At 69.2% G+C, this 17958-nt stretch carries 13 protein-coding genes and 3 pseudogenes; 5 read left to right on the forward strand and 11 right to left on the reverse strand.

From position 1 onward, the window contains the following. Positions 1 to 228: 228 nt before the first annotated feature. Positions 229 to 3432 (forward strand): TIM-barrel domain-containing protein, encoded by a 3204-nt coding sequence (locus FCI23_RS38510; protein ID WP_169317123.1) that lies wholly within the window; start codon positions 229 to 231, stop codon positions 3430 to 3432. Between the two features lie 481 nt (positions 3433 to 3913). Here FCI23_RS38510 and FCI23_RS38515 read toward each other — a convergent pair whose 3' ends face one another. Next, positions 3914 to 4264, reverse strand: a complete 351-nt coding sequence (locus FCI23_RS38515; protein ID WP_136728818.1) for an integrase core domain-containing protein — start codon at positions 4262 to 4264, stop codon at positions 3914 to 3916. An 805-nt stretch (positions 4265 to 5069) separates the two neighbouring features. Here FCI23_RS38515 and fabG point away from each other — a divergent pair. Further along, the gene (fabG, locus tag FCI23_RS38520) at positions 5070 to 5846 is read left to right on the forward strand and encodes a 3-oxoacyl-ACP reductase FabG (RefSeq protein WP_136728819.1); all 777 of its coding nucleotides are present in this window, start codon (positions 5070 to 5072) and stop codon (positions 5844 to 5846) included. A gap of 86 nt (positions 5847 to 5932) precedes the next feature. On the opposite strand, the gene FCI23_RS38525 is transcribed toward fabG, so the two are convergent. The 4 genes from FCI23_RS38525 to FCI23_RS38535 all read right to left on the reverse strand — a co-directional run bounded on the left by FCI23_RS38525 (position 5933) and on the right by FCI23_RS38535 (position 8359). Further along, positions 5933 to 6577, reverse strand: a complete 645-nt coding sequence (locus FCI23_RS38525) for a transposase (protein ID WP_169317121.1) — start codon at positions 6575 to 6577, stop codon at positions 5933 to 5935. After that, the gene (locus FCI23_RS57060) at positions 6469 to 6723 is read right to left on the reverse strand and encodes a hypothetical protein (RefSeq protein ID WP_169317122.1); all 255 of its coding nucleotides are present in this window, start codon (positions 6721 to 6723) and stop codon (positions 6469 to 6471) included. The genes FCI23_RS38525 and FCI23_RS57060 overlap by 109 nt, the downstream gene beginning before the upstream one ends. Positions 6724 to 7604: 881 nt before the next feature. After that, entirely contained in the window at positions 7605 to 8030 is a 426-nt protein-coding gene (locus FCI23_RS38530) for a hypothetical protein (RefSeq protein WP_136728821.1), read from the reverse strand. Continuing rightward, a complete protein-coding gene (locus FCI23_RS38535; RefSeq protein WP_136728822.1) occupies positions 8027 to 8359 on the reverse strand; it encodes a hypothetical protein in 333 nt (110 codons plus the stop codon). The genes FCI23_RS38530 and FCI23_RS38535 overlap by 4 nt, the downstream gene beginning before the upstream one ends. 224 nt (positions 8360 to 8583) lie before the next feature. Between FCI23_RS38535 and FCI23_RS38540 the strand changes: the two are divergent. Then, positions 8584 to 8943 (forward strand): annotated as a pseudogene (locus tag FCI23_RS38540) (NF041680 family putative transposase); the annotation flags it as partial. 126 nt (positions 8944 to 9069) lie between these two features. On the opposite strand, the gene FCI23_RS38545 reads toward FCI23_RS38540, so the two are convergent. The 4 genes and pseudogenes from FCI23_RS38545 to FCI23_RS38560 form a co-directional block, all read right to left on the reverse strand. Next, positions 9070 to 9777, reverse strand: a complete 708-nt coding sequence (locus FCI23_RS38545) for an MIP/aquaporin family protein (RefSeq protein WP_136728824.1) — start codon at positions 9775 to 9777, stop codon at positions 9070 to 9072. A 557-nt stretch (positions 9778 to 10334) separates the two neighbouring features. After that, the gene (locus FCI23_RS38550) at positions 10335 to 11183 is read right to left on the reverse strand and encodes a hypothetical protein (protein WP_136728825.1); all 849 of its coding nucleotides are present in this window, start codon (positions 11181 to 11183) and stop codon (positions 10335 to 10337) included. 73 nt (positions 11184 to 11256) lie between these two features. Continuing rightward, on the reverse strand, positions 11257 to 11784 hold the full coding sequence (locus FCI23_RS38555) for a sigma-70 family RNA polymerase sigma factor (protein ID WP_136728826.1): 528 nt from the start codon (positions 11782 to 11784) through the stop codon (positions 11257 to 11259). A gap of 495 nt (positions 11785 to 12279) precedes the next feature. Further along, positions 12280 to 12477: pseudogene (locus tag FCI23_RS38560) on the reverse strand (IS630 family transposase); the annotation flags it as partial. Here FCI23_RS38560 and FCI23_RS58595 point away from each other — a divergent pair. Together FCI23_RS58595 and FCI23_RS38570 are read left to right on the forward strand one after the other, a co-directional pair. Next, positions 12473 to 12790, forward strand: a pseudogene (locus FCI23_RS58595) (hypothetical protein); the annotation flags it as partial. The pseudogenes FCI23_RS38560 and FCI23_RS58595 overlap by 5 nt on opposite strands. Before the next feature lie 106 nt (positions 12791 to 12896). After that, positions 12897 to 14765, forward strand: a complete 1869-nt coding sequence (locus FCI23_RS38570) for a glycoside hydrolase family 3 protein (RefSeq protein WP_136728827.1) — start codon at positions 12897 to 12899, stop codon at positions 14763 to 14765. A 581-nt stretch (positions 14766 to 15346) separates the two neighbouring features. On the opposite strand, the gene FCI23_RS38575 is transcribed toward FCI23_RS38570, so the two are convergent. Together FCI23_RS38575 and FCI23_RS38580 are read right to left on the reverse strand one after the other, a co-directional pair. Continuing rightward, on the reverse strand, positions 15347 to 16105 hold the full coding sequence (locus FCI23_RS38575; RefSeq protein WP_136728828.1) for a hypothetical protein: 759 nt from the start codon (positions 16103 to 16105) through the stop codon (positions 15347 to 15349). Between the two features lie 27 nt (positions 16106 to 16132). Beyond that, entirely contained in the window at positions 16133 to 17611 is a 1479-nt protein-coding gene (locus tag FCI23_RS38580; RefSeq protein ID WP_136728829.1) for an MFS transporter, read from the reverse strand. Positions 17612 to 17958 lie beyond the last annotated feature (347 nt).

Consider the following 17958-nt stretch of genomic DNA (forward strand, 5'->3'; position numbering starts at 1 on the left):
GGCACGGTCCGGTCGCGCGCGACCGGACGTCCGCGCGCCCGGCGCACGCCACCACCGTGCCGGCACGCGGCATTGCACAGGCAACGGCAGGCAACGAGGATGCGGAGGACGACCGCGATGAACTCGACCAGACCGGCGTGGTACAGGCCCTTGGCACCGACGTCCAGTCCCCCGCCGGCGCCCCGCCCCGCGCGGCGCGGCGCCGTACGGCGGCGGCTGGCCGTCGTCGTGACGCTGAGCACGGCGGCGACGGCGCTGGCCGCCGGAGGGGTGGCCGCGCACGCGCCCCACGGACAACACGCCATCCCGTCGGTGACCGTCTCCGACGCGCGGTTCGAGGTGCTCTCGCCGACGCTGGTCCGCACTGAGTATGCGGGCGACGGCGCCTTCACCGACGACGCCACCTTCAACGCGATCGGCCGTGACGGCTTCACCCCGACCCCTTACACCTCCACTACCTCCGACGGCTGGCTGACCCTGAAGACCAGCAAGCTGACCCTGCGGTACAAGGTCGGCTCCGGCCCGTTCACCGCGCAGAACCTCACGGTGGACCTCAAGGCGGGCACCGCCTCGATGACCGCCGCCCCCTGGAACGGGTTGACCTGCTCTCTCAACGCCCTGTGCGAAGCGGAGGACCTGACCGCCAGCGGGTTGAGCGTGGCCTCGGACCACTCCGGCGCCACCGGCACGGGCTTCGTGGCCGGCTTCCAGTCCACCGGCAACGCGCTGTCGGCGGACGTGGTCGTCCCCTCCACGGGGAGCTTCGAGTTCGACGCCCGGTACGCCAACGCACTCGGCGGCGACGGCCAGGACACCACCCGCACCCTGTCGCTGTCGGTGGACGGCGGCGCCGCCCGGACGGTGAGCCTGCCGGTCACCGCGAACTGGGACACCTGGAGCGTGGCGAAGGTGCCGCTGGACGTGGGCGCCGGCCACCACACGGTGGTGCTCGCCCGCACCTCGGCGGACTCCGGCAACGTCAACATCGACAGCGTCGCCGTCGTGAACCCGGGCGGCCCCTACCCCCCGACTTCCTCCTCCGCCATCGCCGACTGCCGGTTCGGGGTCAGCTGCGAGGCCGAGGCGGGCCGTGCCACCGGCTCCGCGAAGGTGGCCACCGACCACCAGGGCTACTCGGGCGGGGGCTTCGTCGCCGAGCTCAACCAGGGCGCGGGCCTGACCCACCGGATCGTCGGCGTGCCCGCGGACGGCACGTACGTGCTGCACCTGCGGTACGCCAACGGCCCCGGCGGCGACGGCCTGCACCAGGCCCGCACCATGACGGTGACGGCGGGCGGCAGCACGAGCACGCTGTCCCTTCCGGCGACCACCGACTGGAACACCTGGAGCACAGCCTCGGTGCCGGTCACGCTGACTGCGGGCACCGACGACATCACCCTCGGCTGCCCGGACGCCACCAGCTGCCATGTCAACGCCGACGCGGTCGCGGTCACCGCCACGGGCGCACCCGCCCCCGCGCCGCACCTGTCGCTGGGCGGCTACCGCCGCGGCCTCGACGGTGTCAACGGCGACAACGGCAGCCCCGCCACCACCCCCGGCCTGCTCTACCAGGACGGCTGGTACCTGCTCGACGACAGCTCCTCCGCGCTGTACGACACGGCCGCGGGGAAAATGACGCCCCGGCCGGGACACGGCGGCGCGCCCTACCAGGACGGCTACCTCTTCGGCTTCGGCCACGACTACGAGCAGGGCCTGTCGGACCTGGCCACGCTCACCGGCCCATCGGAGCTGCTGCCCGAGTGGGCCTACGGCGTCTGGTACTCGGAGTACATGGACCGCACGGCGGCCGACTACGAGAACACCATCCTGCCCGCCTTCCGCTCCGAGGGCGTACCGCTCGACGTCCTGGTCACCGACACCGACTTCAAGTCACCGGCCACCTGGGACGGTTGGGAGATGGACCCGACCAAGTTCCCCGATCCCACGGCGTTCTTCTCCTGGGCGGCGAGCCAGGGCTTGCACAACACCCTCAACATCCACCCGAGCATCGTCAGCGACGACCCGCAGTTCGCCCAGGCACAGGCCACCGCGAAGGGCAAGCTCACCCAGAGCGGCTGCAGCGGCCAGGTGTGCACCTACACCTTCGACTTCGGCGACCCCGACCAGCTGAAGGCGTACCTCGACCTGCACCAGCCGATGGAGCAGCAGGGCGCCGACTTCTGGTGGCTGGACTGGTGCTGTGACAACTCGCTGTCGTCCCTGAAGGGCGTCACCCCCGACGCCTGGATCAACCAGCAGTACGCCACCGACGCCGACAAGACGGTGGGGCGCGGCTTCGTGCTCTCGCGCGCCTTCGGCTCCCTGCAGTCCGGCGGCTACAGCAGTCCCACCGGGCTGCCGACCGGCCCGTGGGCGGACAAGCGCTCGACCGTCCACTTCACCGGCGACACCTCCTCGACCTGGGGCACCCTCAAGATGGAGGTGGGCTACACACCTGGCGAGTCCGCGGCCACGGGCCTTTCCGCGGTCAGCCACGACATTGGCGGCTTCAACGACGCGACCGGCCTGAAGGGCTCGGAGACGTACAGCGACGGCGGGCAGACGAAGTCCACCACCAAGCTGCCCGACGACCTGTACGCGCGCTGGGTGCAGCTCGGCACGTTCCAGCCCGTCGACCGGCTGCACGGCAACCACAGCGACCGACTGCCCTGGCAGTACGGCGCAGCGGCGCGGGCGTCGGCCGACAAGTTCCTGAACCTGCGCGAGGACCTGGTCCCGTACACCTACAGCCTCGCCCAGCAGGCGCAGGCTACCGGTGTGCCCGTGGTCAGGCCGACGTACCTGGAGTACCCGGAGGAGGCGAACGCCTACGCCACGGCCGGCAGTGAGTATCTCTACGGCCCCGACATGCTGGTCGCCCCGGTGACCACGCCGGGCACCACGGCCACGACCTCGGTGTGGTTCCCGCCGGGCCAGTGGACCGACTATTTCACCGGCAAGACCTATCAGGGCGGCACCACCCAGGACATCACCACCGACCTGAGCACGATGCCGGTGTTCGTCAAGGCCGGTGCCGTGGTGCCGACCCGCACCGGCAACGTCCCCGACAACGACCAGAGCCCGCTGACGAACGCCACGCTGACCGTCGCGCCCGGCGCCTCGGGCTCCTCCACCCTCTACGAGGACAACGGCACCTCCGCCGCCCGGCACGCCACCACCACCGTCCACGTCAAGCAGGCGGGCACCGCCCGCACGGTGCGGATCGACCCGGCCAAGGGCTCCTTCCCCGGCCAGGTCACCACCCGCACCTGGACGGTGGCGTTCCTGGGCGCCACGGCGCCGCACACGGTGACCGCGTCCGGTGTGCGCCTGTCGCCGCATGCGTGGCACTTCGACGCCGCCACCGGGCGGCTGACCGTCACCCTGCCCCCGCGCAGTGTGCGCACCCCGGTCACCGTCACCTACCGGTGAGACCCGACTGGTATCGCTTGAGCGGCGATCCTGGGCGGTAGCACCGCTCGACCACACAGCAGGGTGGGGGCGCGGAGTGATCCGCGCCCCCACCGTTTCATGTGTGCGCCGGGGTCAGTGCAGCAGTTCCACCTCCGCCTGGGACGTGGCGGAGCCGCCGCTGTTGGCGGTCACCACCAGGCGGTAGGTGAAGTTCCGCTGAGTAAGCCCGGGGCGCGGTGCCGGGATTGCTCCCGCCTCGGTGATTCACTGCGGCTCGGATGTTGGTGACTGAGTGTCATCCGAAAGAAGTGCCTCTACCTGCGATGATGCGAGCTGTCGAAGAACACATCGCTGCAAGGTGGGGGCACCGAATCCGTGCGCAAGAGTAGTGGACGACTCGCCGGTCTGGCCATGTCGGCCGAGGGGAAGGGGCAGGTCGGGCACGCGGGCGGGGTGCACCTTCAGGTGCTCGCCGAGCGGGTCGGGCTCGGCGAGGAGCTCACGTACGCGATGCGCCGGACCGGCTTCGCCGCGCGGGCGGGTGCTGACGGATCTGGCCTGCGCGATCGTGCTCGGCGCGGTCGCCATCGCCGACATCGCCGTCCTCGAACACCAGCGCCCCGTACTCACGGACACCGCGTCGGCGTCCACGGTGTTGCGCACCCTGGAGGAGACGGGCGCGGTCGTCGGCTGGGGCGTGCAGGTCCAGAGCCCGGTGCGGCCTTCCGCAGTTGTAGTGCTCGGCGTACTCAGCGAGGATTCGCCGCGCGTGCTGCTCGTTGTAGATCAGCAGCCGGTCGGTGCACTCGGCTCGGACGGTGCGTACGAACCTCTTTGCGTGGGCGTTCATCTGGGACCTGGCCTCGGGCGAGCCGGTCGACCAACCCCTCACCGGACTGCGATCGACACGGATTCCTGGACCGCCGTACGCCAGGCGACGGCCAGCCCGATGATCCCACCGCCGATCACCAACACGTCGGCACGGGTGCGTGGCACGTCTGCGACTCTCCCCTCGCCGGTATGACCCGGATCAGCGTGTACGCTCCCCACCGTAGCGCAGGGCCGGGGGCCGCCCGAAGACGAATGGAAGGGGCTGCGGTGGAGGGCTGGTTCGGCCTGCTGACCGACCCCCCAGGCCTGGCCGTGCCCGTGGCTGCCGCACATCTCAACCAACTTACCCAGCAACGACAGTTGGCGCGAATATGCCCAAGCCCTGCTGCGCCGGCTGCTGCTGAGAGCGGGATCGCCTCGCATAGCGATACCGACCAGGTGCGGTGGATGGGTGCGGCGTTCACCCGATGCCCTTATGAGGACGCCCGGTCTCCTCAGGGTCAGGAGGAGTCGCAGCCATTGGCCGCGTCTCAGCGCAGCGGTGCCATGTGATCTTGGCATCAGTTGGGCCAGCCGTAAGACACGAACCGGTGCTCCGGGGACCACGGTTGGGGTGTCGATCGCGCTGATGTCGTGGTGGGCCACCTCGGACGAGATGGCTGCGACGCAAGAGCTGAGACGTGGCTTGAAGCGATTGAGCGTGCAAGATTGGTCTCTTCAGGGCCGAGAAGTTACTGCGGCGAGATGCGGTGTCGTCGGGTCCTGTTCTTCCGGATTCACCCGGCGGGGATCCCCCCCCGCCGGACATGCGTAAGGAGCCCACTATGTTCACATCGATCGAGGGCCGGTCGGTGGTCGTCACCGGTGGCACCAAGGGCATCGGCAAGGGCATTGCCCGGGTCTTCGCCCGGGCGGGTGCCCAGGTCCTGGTGACCGGCCGGGACGCGGATACCGCGGCCGCTACCGCCAAGGAGCTGACCGCGCTGGGGGGCGGGCCGGTCACGTATGCGGTGGCGGATGTCTCGCGCGCCGAGGACAACGCCCAGGTGGCCGAAACAGCGATCGAGCGTCAGGGCGGGATCGACGTGGTCTGCGCGAACGCCGGGATCTTCCCCGCCGCCAAACTCGCCGCGATGACCGAGGAGGACATCGACATCATGTTCGGCATCAACGTCAAGGGCACAATACTCGCGGTGCGGGCCTGCCTGCCCGCTCTGATCACCTCCGGCCGGGGCCGGGTCATCCTCACCTCGTCGATCACCGGGCCAATCACCGGCTACCCGGGCTGGTCCCACTACGGAGCCAGCAAGGCAGCGCAGTTGGGCTACATGCGGAGCGCGGCGATCGAACTCGCGCCGCACGGCATCACCGTCAACGCGGTCCTCCCGGGCAATATCGCGACCGAGGGGATGGCCGAGCGGGGAGAGGACCACCGCCGGTCCATGGAGGCATCCATTCCCTTGGGCCGGCTCGGCGAAGCCGACGAGATCGGCAACGCCGCGTTGTTCCTGGCCACCGATGAGGCCGCTTACATCACCGGGCAGGCCCTGGCGGTCGACGGCGGGCAGGTACTGCCGGAGTCGTTCGCCGCTCTGGAGTGAGCGCAGTCCGGGCGTTGTGCCGCTGCTCGGTGCCCCGTCGTCGGCATGGTGACCGCGGCGGTGACTCTGTTGGTGATCTTCGGGGGTCATCCGGCCGCTGCGTTACAGAGGGTGTGGAATCGGCTTGATCGTGTACGCCCTCGGGGCGTTTCAGCGATCCAGTCGGCGGTGCGGGTGAGGTTGCAGGCCATGGCGGTGAGTACATGCTGGACGTGCGTCTTGGCGAGCCCTCGGTAGCGCGTACGGCGCAGACCGTTACGTCGGACAGCCTGGGAGAGCGTCGCCTCGAAGCCGGCGCGGATGGCATAGCGCCGTTGCCACTGCTCGGTCTGCTGGTCGAGGCGGTTACGGACCTGGATCTCGTGCAACGGCCGTGGGAGCAGGGCGATCGTTCGGGGTCCGGTGGCCGAGGCGGTGCACGAGGGGCGGTCCGGGCAGGCCAGGCAGTCGGCCTTGGCAAAGCGGAACTGGAGGTACTCGTGGCCGTTGATACGGAGCGTCCCCGGCTGGGTGCTGGGTCTTGCCCCGAGGACACGTTGCCTGCTGTAGGTCCCAGTCGATCGTGAAGGCGGACTTCCCGAAGCCCTCGCCGCCTGGCGGACACTGTGGCCCCAGCCAACCTTTACGGCCCGGACCGGCCACGGACCAGGCGCAGCAGCCCGGTCCGGGTCTCCTCCGCCGGCATGTCCAGCTCCTGGATGAACCAGTCCACGTCGCCGAGGTCCCCGCACACGTCGTGCAGCCACAGGCAGCGGACGTAAAGGCCGAGGTCAGCGAGCGACAGACGGCTGCCGGTGATTGGGGCGTGGCGCACTACCAGCGCGCACGGCTCGCCGCCGCTCGCGTCGATGGTGATGATCGGCCGAACCGTGTCCATGGCCGCATCCTGGCGGACGATCCACGCGGATGGCCTCAGACGGCCCCGTACGGCCCGCAGAGCGCCATTCAACCCCTCCAATGGCCTAGAAGACGGCGGCCAGGACGCCTGCGTGGTCCCGCGATGTCGCCGGGTACAACTTCGATCTGGCCACAGGCTCCCCATCCCACCCATCGATCATGCCCCGCCCCTGTGATAGCACCCCGGCACGGGGGCCGGGCCGCGCCGCAGCCCAGCGCCGGGAACCCTCAGCGCGACCGCTCCAACCACCACCCACCCTTCGCTTCACACAGGGCAGTGGATCAGGGAGCGAAGAGGGTTCCCGGAGTTTTCGGAGAGGCCCGGACAAGGGGGATGAGCAGCGATTATGCCGTTGTTGCGGCGGAGAGTTCCGGTAGTGGTCGTGGGAGTAGTTGCGGCAGTACTCCCAGCATCACGCCCCGCCCCCCTTCAAATGATCCCGCAAGTGATGATATGAACTCACCACGGTTCCGCCCGCCAGTCCAAGCTGGCCGGTCCAGTTTGGCCTGGCGGGCGGAACCGGCCAGCACCGTTGCACAGTGGCCGGAGCAGCTGCGCACCCGGGGGCGGGCTGCACAATGGCAATTGCGCAGCGCCCGCGTTGCGCAGCCCGCCCCTGGGCGTTGCGCGATGGAGGCTGCTCACGCCGGGCCGTGGTGAGTGGCTGGTGAGTACCGAAAACTCACCACGCCGATTCTGACCGCCGCTCGGCTCCCGCAAGCCCTCCGGCAGGCGGGCACTGTTGACTTGCCGCCGAACGTGCCCCCTGGCGCCGTGCGGGTGGTCACCGGCAGCCCGCCCGACGCGACCGCCTGCACACCGCGCCGTGAACGGCCCTGCCCCAGCTGTATCGGGGCGGATCAGAGGGCGAACACGCGGACACGACGCGACGCGTGGCACACAGGCGACAGCAAGTCAGGCGGTCGCCCAGGCCCGGAGCTGGGCGGCGACCTCCTGGACGCCTGCGCTCTTGTGCTTCGCCCGCAGCACCAAGGCGAGGGGTCCTCAGGCTCGTACTGCATGTAGATGCCGTTGGTGTTGAGGAACACCTCTGCCACCAGCCAGGCGAAGAACAAGTTCTTGTCCTCCAGCGGCTCGTGCAGCGCGGTCGACTCCAGCATGGCCGCGGCCTTGAGCCAGTCGGAGCCATACACGTCACGCCCCATGTACCGCGCGCGGGCCCGAGCACAGATACCGTCCAGGACGCCCAGATCGTGACAGGCCGGATCGCCGGGGAGAGTCTGGGCGACCTGCAGCAGCTCCTGAGGAGTGAGGAACCGCGTCACGCGGCGTGGCCGTGCTGCGCGGCCTGCAAGTCATGGCTGCTCATCGGCGCCGGGTCCGGCCACGGGCCGTCGGAGGCCAGCGGCCCCGCAGTCCCGGCTTCCTCGGCCGCGAAAACAGCAGCGAGACGCGTGACGGATTCGCCAGTGTGCTGGAGCGCCTTGAGAAACGGGTCCTCGGTCGCTGCGAGGGCAGCGTCCCGTACGAACGCCTGCGGGTCCTTGCCGATCAGGCGCGCAGCCCGCGTGACTCGCTCGTACTCCTCCGGGGCAAAGCCCGCAGGCGCCTCAGCACCGTTCTGCTCCCTATGAGGGACGGTACCAGCGCGCAACCAGTCAAGCCCAGAAGCCAGCCCTCACAGCAGGCGCTTGATCTCTCCCACGGCGCGGTAGAACCCGCCCTGTCGGGGTCGGGTGGTCCGGGGAATCTCATCCCCGGACCACCCCGCGCGGGGGGCATTCCCGGACTGGCGCCGGCAGTCGTGGGCGTAGGCCGTCAGGCGGTGTGTCTGAAGGCCAGAGCGGCCGGGATGACAGCGTGCTGGCCGAAGCGCCCCTCGGCTGGACCATCCCCAAGGTCCGCGACCCGCACACCGCCGACCTGTGGACCTGGCTGATCATCGCCGCCCACACCCAGCTCCGCCTCGCCCGACCGCTCGCCGAGGATCTCCGCCGCCCCTGGGAACGGCCGGCCGAGCCCCGCCGGCTCACCCCCGCCCGGGTCCGCCGGGGGTTCCGCCACCTCCGCGCGAAGACCACCCGTCCCGCCGGCGTGCCCAAACCCTCCCAGCCCGGCCCCGGACGCCCACCCGGCTCGAAAAACCGCAGACCAGCCCCACGCCACGAACCCGGGAAGACCGTAAAACGAGCCGAAACCCTCACCGAACACGTCCACCTGAAACAGCAGCGAGGTTAAAGATCAAGCTCAGGGCAGTAGGGACTGCTTGTCAAGCGTGAGCAGCCGGTTCGACCCTTCGCTGAGTAGGTTCGACAGCACCCCGGGGCTTGGGCCGGTGCTGTTACGGCACGCGCGTTGGCTGGATCACTTGTCCTGGGGGTTGAGTGCCCGGAAGGCGAGTCCGGCGGCGGCACCGGCGATGAGCTCGACCACCAGGTAGATAAAGAAGGTTGACCAGCCGAAGAGACCCATCACAGTGCCACCGAAAGCGACGGCCGGGTTGAACGCGCCGCCGGAGATCCCGCCGACGGCGAAGGCGCCCACCATGACGGTGAAACCGATCGCCAGGCCGTAGAAGGAGTTGTTCGGGTGGTCCTTGCTGGTGGCGACGTTGAGCACGACGTGGGCCAGGGCGAAGGTGAACAGCAGCTCGACCACGATGGCTGCCGTCAGAGCGTGACCTGCAGGGGCCAGGGTCTTGACCGCCGCCGGGGTGACAACGCCCCGGACGACCCCCGCGGCGAGCAGGCCGGCAGCCAGCTGTGTGATCCAGTACCCGACCGCATCCCGGGTCCCGATCCGGCCCCGCACCAGCGCCGCCATGGTCACGGCGGGGTTGTAGTGGCCGCCGGAGATGTGCCCACCGGCGTAGACCATGACCATGAGGGACGAGCCGATGGCCAGCGGGGCAAGCGGACTGCCGCTGTAGACCATGGCGCCGACTGTGAAGACGAGGAAGAACGTACCGATCAGCTCGACGGCGTACTTCTGACCTGCCCGCGGGGCAGCGACGACCTTCGGGGCTTCCTGGCGGGTGACGACCTTTGCGGCCTCCTGGGCGGTGACGGACATCTCAATTCCTTCCGTTTCTGCGGCTACTCGCTAGCCTGCGCGGCCCGGTTCCTCGGGTGTTGGCCGCATGCACCTCAGGTGGTCGCCCGTCACGGGCCTGGAGTTCCCGACCAGTCGTTGTGGCGTGCGTCACAGCACGGCATGCGGGGCGGCCGTTCGGGCGTCACCGCTCGCGTCGTTCGACCCGGCACGTGCGGACGCGGCCTACCGAGCCGGCGCCGGTCTCGGAACGGCAGGGACGGCGATCCGAGGCGTCAAGCGCATCCCGGTGCCGCCGCGGCTGGAACGCGCTTGGCAACCGGGTCAGCAACGCCGGAGCCCGCTGCCGCAACTCCACCCGAACGCACCGGCGACCTCGACATCCCTGAGCGAGCCGGCTGCTACCGCGGCCATCGCGCGGTGCGGCGTTTGTGTGCGGCGCTGTCCGGCGCGGTGCTGGACAGCGCCGCCTCCCCGCCTGAGGGATACTCCGCACCGCGGGCGGAGGGAGTAAGGGCGGCTGGGCCGATCCGGTCCTGCAGCATCGGCCCAGCCGCCGGCCCCGGGGCATGACGGATTCAGGCGGCGCGGCGCACCGGACTGCCCTCCTCGGCACCATCCGTGCCGTTGTCCGCGGGCGCCGGCGCGGTCCGCGCCCGCGCCGAGCCGTGGGCTGCCTTCCAGGCCATCGCGCGTGCCGGTGGCGGTACGAACCCCGCGAGGCCCGACAGCAGACGGCGCTGCCGGAGCGTACGCAGCAGGTTCTGCCGGCGCAGCCGCCGCTGCCCCGGGCCGCCGCTGTCCGCGCCGACGAACCTGGTCAACATCGCCAGGAGCACGGCCCCCAGCAGGGTGATCAGGTGCGGCGTTTCGGCGGCCAAGGTGGTGGCGCCGCTCGCGGTGTCGACCAGGTCGATCAGCTCCAGCAGGCCGGCGGACACGCCCACCACGGGCAGCATCGCCCGAGCCCAGGTCGGACGTACCGCCGCGCCCAGCAGCGCCACCGCGAGCGTGAGGTTGAACACGGCGAGTTCCCGAGCCGCTTGCAGCGGCACCCCGAGGCCCGCCCGGCCGACCAGCGCGGGGACGATGATCACTCCGTGGGCGAGCGCCGTCACCGCCAGACCGGCGCGGAGCAGCCGCGCGCTGCGACTGCCGTCCCGGGGAGGCCGGTCCGCCAGGACGGCCGTCAGGATGCGCTCCGTGCTGTCGGTTACCGGCGGCGCTGAGGTGAGGCGGGCACGCCGGGTCACCAGGTGGGCGTCTTCCCGCCACTGCCGGCACTCGTGGCAGGCGGTCATATGGGTGTCCAGGTCCTCCCGGGCGCAGGGCATCGCCTCACCGTCGAGGAGGGCGGACAGCGCCTCCCGGGCGGTGCCGCAGTCCTTTTCGGTGCGGTCGTCCCGGCCCCCGGTAGTGCCTCTCATCGTCACCATTCCTTCACCCCTCGCTAGGGCGTCCGGCCTCGTGCGGCAGAACCTGACTGCCAATCAGGGCTGGTCAGACGTGACAGATCGCCGCGGCGGGCACGTCCGGCGCCCCGTGCCCGTGTGGCGGAGCCGCCCGGTCCCCGCCCAACGCCTCGATGAGGTCGGCCCGGGCGCGCGCGACGCGGGACCGGATCGTTCCGACCGGGCAGCCGCCCACTTGTGCCGCCTCGTCGTAGGACAGGCCGAGCAACTGCGTGAGGACGAAGGAGGTACGCCGGTCGGTGTCGAGGTGGGAGAGCAGCACCTGCACCTCGACCTGCTCGGCCACATCGGCGGTCATGGCCTCTTCACGGTGCAGGTCGACCAGGTGGGCGTTGCGCCGGCGCTGCCGGATCCGCGTACGCAGTTCGTCCATGCAGGTGTGCCGGGCGATGGAAAGCAGCCAGGTCCGTGCCGAGGAGTCCCCTTTGAAGGATCTAAGGGCACGGAAGACCCGCAGGTAGGTCTCCTGGGTCAGGTCGTCGGCGGACTGCGGGTCCACCAGGTGTTCGCACAGCGACCACACCTCCTGCTGGCCGGCCCGGATGAACTCTCTCATCGCGTGCGGTTCAACGCGCTGGGCTTCGACGGCGAGACTGGTTAGATTGTCCACTGCACCGGCCTCAGTCGGGTGAGGGCGGAGGCAGCAGGAGCACCGGGCATGGATCGTGCCCCGCCGGGCACCAGGCCTGACCGGGCTGGGCAGGTGTGAGCCGGGACAGACGTAACGTGTTGAGAACACTGGGTCATGGTGCTCCTCGGCTTCCGGTAGCCATGCGACTGCGGGACGGGGCGGACCAGCCCATATCCGTGAACACTTCGTTGGTCGTACGAGCGGGGCGATACGTTCCTGAGAATTCGATGACTCCGGTCACACCCGACCGGGACCCGCGCCTGGTCTTCACACCACCGCTGTCGGAGCAGCGATGAGACCGTTACATCTCGGGCTGCTCCTCATCGGCCTGCCGGCGCAGGCGTGATTTTCCTGACTCACGGAAAAGCCCCCGCCCGGCCAAGCTCGAGGTTGTAGTGTCCTGCGTCGTAAATATCGAGTCTAAATATTTGTTGTTTTCTTGGTGCCCGGCGGGGTGATCTTTGAGAGGTAGTCGGCGAGTGATTTCAGGATCTCGTCGGCGGTCTTGGTCCAGGTGAAGGGGTGCGGGTCTTCGTTCCAGGTCTGGATCCAGGTCCGGATGTCGTTTTCCAGGGCCTGTACGAAGGTGTGGACGCCACGGCGGATGAGTTTGCCCGAGCGGGCCGTAGTGCTGTGCGTGGATGAGAAGTCGCAGGTCCAGGCACTGGACCGGTCCCAGCCCATGCTGCCTACGCTGTGGGACGGCCTGGGCTGCCGTGGCGCGGCCCGGATCGACTTCATGGTCACCGACACCGGGCAGCCGTACGCGCTGGAGGTGAACACCACGCCCGGCATGTCGCGGGACTCCAACCTCATCACCGGCGCGGGCCTGTGCGGCCTCAGCCATGCCGGTGTCGTCCGGGCGGTCCTCCACGAAGCGCTCACGCGGCCGCCGTACGATGTCCCCCTGCCCACCCCCGTGTTTGCTTGAAGAGGACGAGGCGCGTCGAAGTTATTGACGCGGGCATGCCCGTGAGCGACAACATCTGTACGAGTTCCACATTCCCTGACGTCTTCCCGGGACGGAGACCAGCAAGGTGACGCTTCCCGCCCTACGGGGAGCCGGCCGGACGCCACACCGCCGTGCTCTCCTGCTCAGCGCACTGCTCGTCCTCACCGCCGGCCTGCTCACGGCCGCGCCCACGACACCCGCCGCGCACGCCGCCGCGGGCTGCACGTCCACCGCGGACTGCCTGTCTAAGATGACGCTGGCCGAGAAGGCCGGTCAGATGACGCAGGCCGCCAACTCTTACATCAGCAACAAGCAGGACATCGCCACGTACGGCCTCGGCTCGGTGCTCAGCGGCGGAGGCGGCGGCCCGAACGGCGCGGGCGGCACCGCCACCCAGTGGGCCGACATGGTCGACAGCTATCAGAGCTACGCCCTCAACAGCCGGCTCGGGATACCGCTGCTGTACGGCGTGGACGCCGTCCACGGCCACAACAACGTACAGGGCGCCACCCTGTTCCCTCACCACATCGGAATGGGGGCCACCCGCGACGCGGCGCTCGTCCAGCGCGTCGAGGACATCACCCGCCAGGAAGTCCTGGGTACCGGGATCCGCTGGTCCTTCGCACCCTGCGTGTGCGTCGCCCGCGACGACCGCTGGGGCCGCACGTACGAGAGTTACGGCGAGGACCCGTCGGTCGTCTCGCCGCTCGCCTCGGCGGCGGTCAAGGGTCTCCAGGGCAGCGCGATCAGCTCGACCTCGGTCCTGGCCACGGCCAAGCACTACATCGGCGACGGCGGCACCACGTACGGCACCGGCAGCAGCGGCTACCTCATCGACCAGGGCAACACGCAGATCAGCGAGAGCGAGCTGCGCGCTGTCCACCTGCCGCCCTACCAGTCGGCGATCACGGCGGGCGTGGGGTCGGTCATGGTGTCGTACAGCAGTTGGAACGGCACCAAGATGCACGGCGACAAGTACCTGATCACCGACGTCCTCAAGACCGAACTCGGCTTCACGGGCTTCGTGGTCAGCGACTGGGCGGGCATCAAGCAGCTCCCTGACGCCACGTACGCCGACCAGGTCGCGCACGCCATCAACGCCGGTCTCGACATGATCATGGTGCCGGACGACTACGTGGGCACCATCAACGCCATCGTCACCGACGTGAACAACGGCAAGATCCCGCAGTCGCGGGTCGATGACGCGGTGACCCGTATTCTCAACGCCAAGTTCGCGCTCGACCTGTTCAACCACCCTTACACCGATCGCAGTTACACCCCGCAGGTCGGATCACAGGCGCACCGGGACGTCGCCCGGCAGGCGGTCCGCGAGTCGCTGACCCTGCTGAAGAACGACAGCAGCGCGCTGCCGCTGCCGAAGACCGGCACGTACAAGATCGTGGTGGGCGGGAAGTCGGCCGACGACCTCGGCAACCAGACCGGCGGCTGGTCGATCAGCTGGCAGGGCTCCAGCGGCACGCACACCACGGGCACCACCTTCTGGCAGGCACTCCAGCAAACCACCGCCGGCACCGGCATAACCCTGCAGAACGTCGGCACCCGCACCAAGGGCAACTACAGCGCGGATGTCGGCATCTGGGTAGGCGGCGAGACTCCGTACGCGGAAGGCAAGGGCGACTCCTCCACCCTCGCCTTCGGCAATGACAACTCCACTCAGCTCAGCGACATCTGCTCACGCGTGAAAACCTGCATCGCGATCCTCTACTCCGGGCGCCCGCTGATCATCGGCAACCAACTCCCGAAGGCGCAGGCGTTCATCGCGGCCTGGCTGCCCGGCACGGAAGGCGCGGGGATCACCGACGCTCTCTTCGGCGCGGGTTTCTCCGGCAAGCTTCCAGTCACCTGGCCCACGGCGGTCACCGACGAGCCCATCAACAGTGGCGACGGCAAAACACCCCTCTTCCCCCTCGGTTACGGCATCACGCCCTACTGACCCCGCAGGCCGCTCCGCACCGACGGCCCCAGACCGCCCCGAGGCCCACCCGCCCCACGCAGCCGGTGGCCCCCGGGCGGCCTCCGCGGGCCGACCCGGAAAAAGCGCTGGTCCCAGTCATGGGCGCCAGGCGAGGGCGGCAAGCTCCGCGACTGGGTCTGTCCAGCCAACGAGGCAGAGGGGTCGCCTCCATCGCGCTCGATGGCGCCCTGCGGGAGCCCGACTTGGCGGAGGAACAGTGGAGAGCTACCCCGAGGACACCGAAGGCCGGCCGGTCTCACAGTCATTCCTCCACCACCGCACGGTGCCGATGTTCGAGCGCCATGGGTTCGAGCGGGATCACCGCATCGGGAAACATCGGTGGGTCCTCACCAAGTTCGTGCCCCGCAGCGTTGACGCCGCTGGGTGCGTGCGCCCCTCGACACCGGTCACCTGACCCCGGTCCAGGCCGGCATCGGCCTCGGCCCGCGGCGACCCGCCGCCGCGGCGTACGAGCCGGAACGGGACGACGGAAGTGCTCTACCGGGACTGGATGAAAATCGAGTTCGCCGCCGGGAACACCACCGGCGTCCACAAAGCCATCACCCGCTGCCAGCACGCCGCCCGCTCCTACCAAACAGACCATCAAAATCCTTCGGGTGCAGACCTTTTGACGGTGTCTGGCAGGAGCGTGACCTGCGGGTTCTTGATTCACCACGGCTACGCCGCGTCAGTGACGCCCGGCCAGACGGAGCCGTCGCGGCTGAACGGGTGCTGTGGGAGACAGGCACGCAAGTCGGCCGCGACGGCTGCGGGGCAACGATGGACTCAATCCGTACGAAATCGCAGGTGGGCCAAACCCTCAAAAGATCTGCACCCAAATCCTTCTGGCCGAACGGCCCGCCCCCGCCCGCGCAGGCCGAGCCTGACCAGATGAAGAAAGCCGGGTGCCGGGCCGCGACGGGGGATACGCGGCCCGGCGCCCAGACCTGCAGCCCAGCCCTGCCGGGAATCAGCATCGACACCGCGCGCACCTGCTGCGCCAGATGGCTGTCCAGTGCCTGCGAGCCGCCGTCCTCACGGTTCGGGCCGGTCACCACAGCGGCCCCGTACAGGCCGTAGACCTCCATGCCCTGCCATGCGCCGGCCAGCGCCCAGGCCGCGACATTCACCGGCAGATCCTGCGCCATCGGACCGCCGCCGCGGACGTCCAGCACCGCCTGCCGGTGATACACGCCCGCGTCCACGGTGCCACCCAGCAGGTCCCGCAGCTGCTGCCGTCGTGCTGCGTACGCCTCCGGCAACCGCAACGCGCCCGGCGCACAACGGCGCTTGCGAAGTGGCCCCACCCCCTCGCGCATGAGGGTTCCTTCCGGGAAGACGGTGCCTCATGCCTTGGCCGTCACGCGGGCTGCTCCCGCTTCGGCGGACCACCGGCCGGCACGGATGGGGAGCAGCACGACCAGCCCGGCGACGACGATCGCGGCATCGAGCCACACCGCCGCGTTCCAGCTACCGGTGCTGTCACGGAGCACGCCGCTGATGGCGGGCGAGAGCACGGCGCCCATCTCGCCGATGAGGTTCTGCATCCCGAAGGCGGAGCCGCGCAGGTCGGGCCGGGCGATGTCGGCGGTGAGGGCCTGTCCGATGGGTTGCAGGGCGTTGAAGAACAGGCTGGTGACGAACAGCAGAAGTCCCATGACCACAAGGGACGGTGTGGCGTCGGCGCTGATGTACCAGGCGAAGGCCACCGTCAGCACGGCCTGCACGGCGGTGAAGGACACCAGTATCGGCTTGCGGCCCCACCCGCGCCGTACGGCGTAGTCCGACAGCCAGCCACCGGCCGGGAAACCGAGGATTCCGGCACCGGCGTTGAAGGCGGCGGTGAGTGCGCCGCTCACGAAGGAGGAGTGAGCGGCCCCGACCACGATCGCCACTGACCAGAAGCCGAAGAACCACAAGTTCCAGAGCACGGCGATGTAGGCGAGGTAGATCAGGAACAGATCACGGTTCTTCAGGACAGGAGCGAGCTCTTCACCCTTACGGACGAGGGCAAAAAACACCAGGCCGACGGCGAGGGCGACCTCCAGCAACGGGATCCACAGGACGGACAGTCCCGCCCGGTCGCCCAGCAGGTAGACGGACATGATCAGGACCAGGGAGAGCGCCGAGTATCCGGCCAGGTGCAGCGTGGCCCGGCCCAGCGTCGGCAGGCTCAGATGCCTCCGGAACCACCACGCGACCGCCAGGGCCACCACGAGGGTGCAGGCACCAAGGACCCAGAACGCCATGCGCCAGGCTTGGGCATCGGGCAGTACGAGCTTGCCGAGGCCGATGAATTGCGGGGTGAAGATGGTGGCGATGGTGATGCCCAGGGCGAGCCCGGTGATGACCACGCCCAGACCGAGACTGCGGTCGCTCTGCGGTGTTTCCAAGGTGATGATGGTGCGGTCGTTGGAGTAGAAGGCGCCCTCACCCAGTCCGGTGACCACTCGGACGACGATGAAGGCGATGAGGCCGCCCGTGAAGCCGGTGAGCACAGTCAGGACTCCGGCCCAAAGGAGGCTGACCACGATGAGCGTGCGGTGACCGTAGCGGTCTCCCAGATAGCCGCCAGGGAACTGCGTGAGCATGTACCCGGCGAAGAACAGCCCACCGATGAGACCGCCCAGGGCGTTGGGGTTCTTGGCGTCGGCGAGGAAGCCGACATGATTGTTGATCATCCAGGTCACCACCGGGCCGGTGACAGCGCGGTCGGCGGCGCTGACGGTCCAGCCGAGCAGCAGCAGGACCCACAGCGTGTGCCAGGGCCTGACGCGGCCGCCGGCGGTCTTCAAGGATGCGGTACCCAGTGATTCAGAGTGCATGGTGGCTCTCCTCCTGGCAAGGAAAGTAGGTGTTCCGCAGGAAGGAAGGGTGAGTCATCCGCCTCCTTGTCGGGATGGGCAGGACTCCGCAGAGTGCACTTCTATGCGGAACGCACTGGAGTATCGAACAAATCGGCTGACGTCTAGGGTGCCAACTCCGTCGCCAACCGCTGTACCCCTCATGTGGGGTTGAGGAACATCGACGTCGGATCGTGCGCGAAGCGTCTCTGGAACTCTGTGTGTGCCTGAGTGATTCAGGCTTTTCGGGCGCGGCGTGGCCGTCTGTCGTGGCGGTGGGGTCCGAACCTCGGGGTGAGGGTGTGGACTCCGGTGGCGTACAGGTGGTG

This window comes from Actinacidiphila oryziradicis, from assembly GCF_005047355.1.
GTDB classification, from domain to species: domain Bacteria; phylum Actinomycetota; class Actinomycetes; order Streptomycetales; family Streptomycetaceae; genus Actinacidiphila; species Actinacidiphila oryziradicis.

What these genes read in the sequence shown, in the direction of transcription:
- FCI23_RS38555 (WP_136728826.1), bottom strand. Translation starts at nt 11,784, where the DNA reads ATGAGAGAGTTCATCCGGGCCGGCCAGCAGGAGGTGTGGTCGCTGTGC.
- fabG (WP_136728819.1), top strand. Translation starts at nt 5,070, where the DNA reads ATGTTCACATCGATCGAGGGCCGGTCGGTGGTCGTCACCGGTGGCACC.
- FCI23_RS38515 (WP_136728818.1), bottom strand. Translation starts at nt 4,264, where the DNA reads ATGAACGCCCACGCAAAGAGGTTCGTACGCACCGTCCGAGCCGAGTGC.
- FCI23_RS57060 (WP_169317122.1), bottom strand. Translation starts at nt 6,723, where the DNA reads ATGGACACGGTTCGGCCGATCATCACCATCGACGCGAGCGGCGGCGAG.
- FCI23_RS38575 (WP_136728828.1), bottom strand. Translation starts at nt 16,105, where the DNA reads ATGCGCGAGGGGGTGGGGCCACTTCGCAAGCGCCGTTGTGCGCCGGGC.
- FCI23_RS38550 (WP_136728825.1), bottom strand. Translation starts at nt 11,183, where the DNA reads ATGAGAGGCACTACCGGGGGCCGGGACGACCGCACCGAAAAGGACTGC.
- FCI23_RS38580 (WP_136728829.1), bottom strand. Translation starts at nt 17,611, where the DNA reads ATGCACTCTGAATCACTGGGTACCGCATCCTTGAAGACCGCCGGCGGC.
- FCI23_RS38545 (WP_136728824.1), bottom strand. Translation starts at nt 9,777, where the DNA reads ATGTCCGTCACCGCCCAGGAGGCCGCAAAGGTCGTCACCCGCCAGGAA.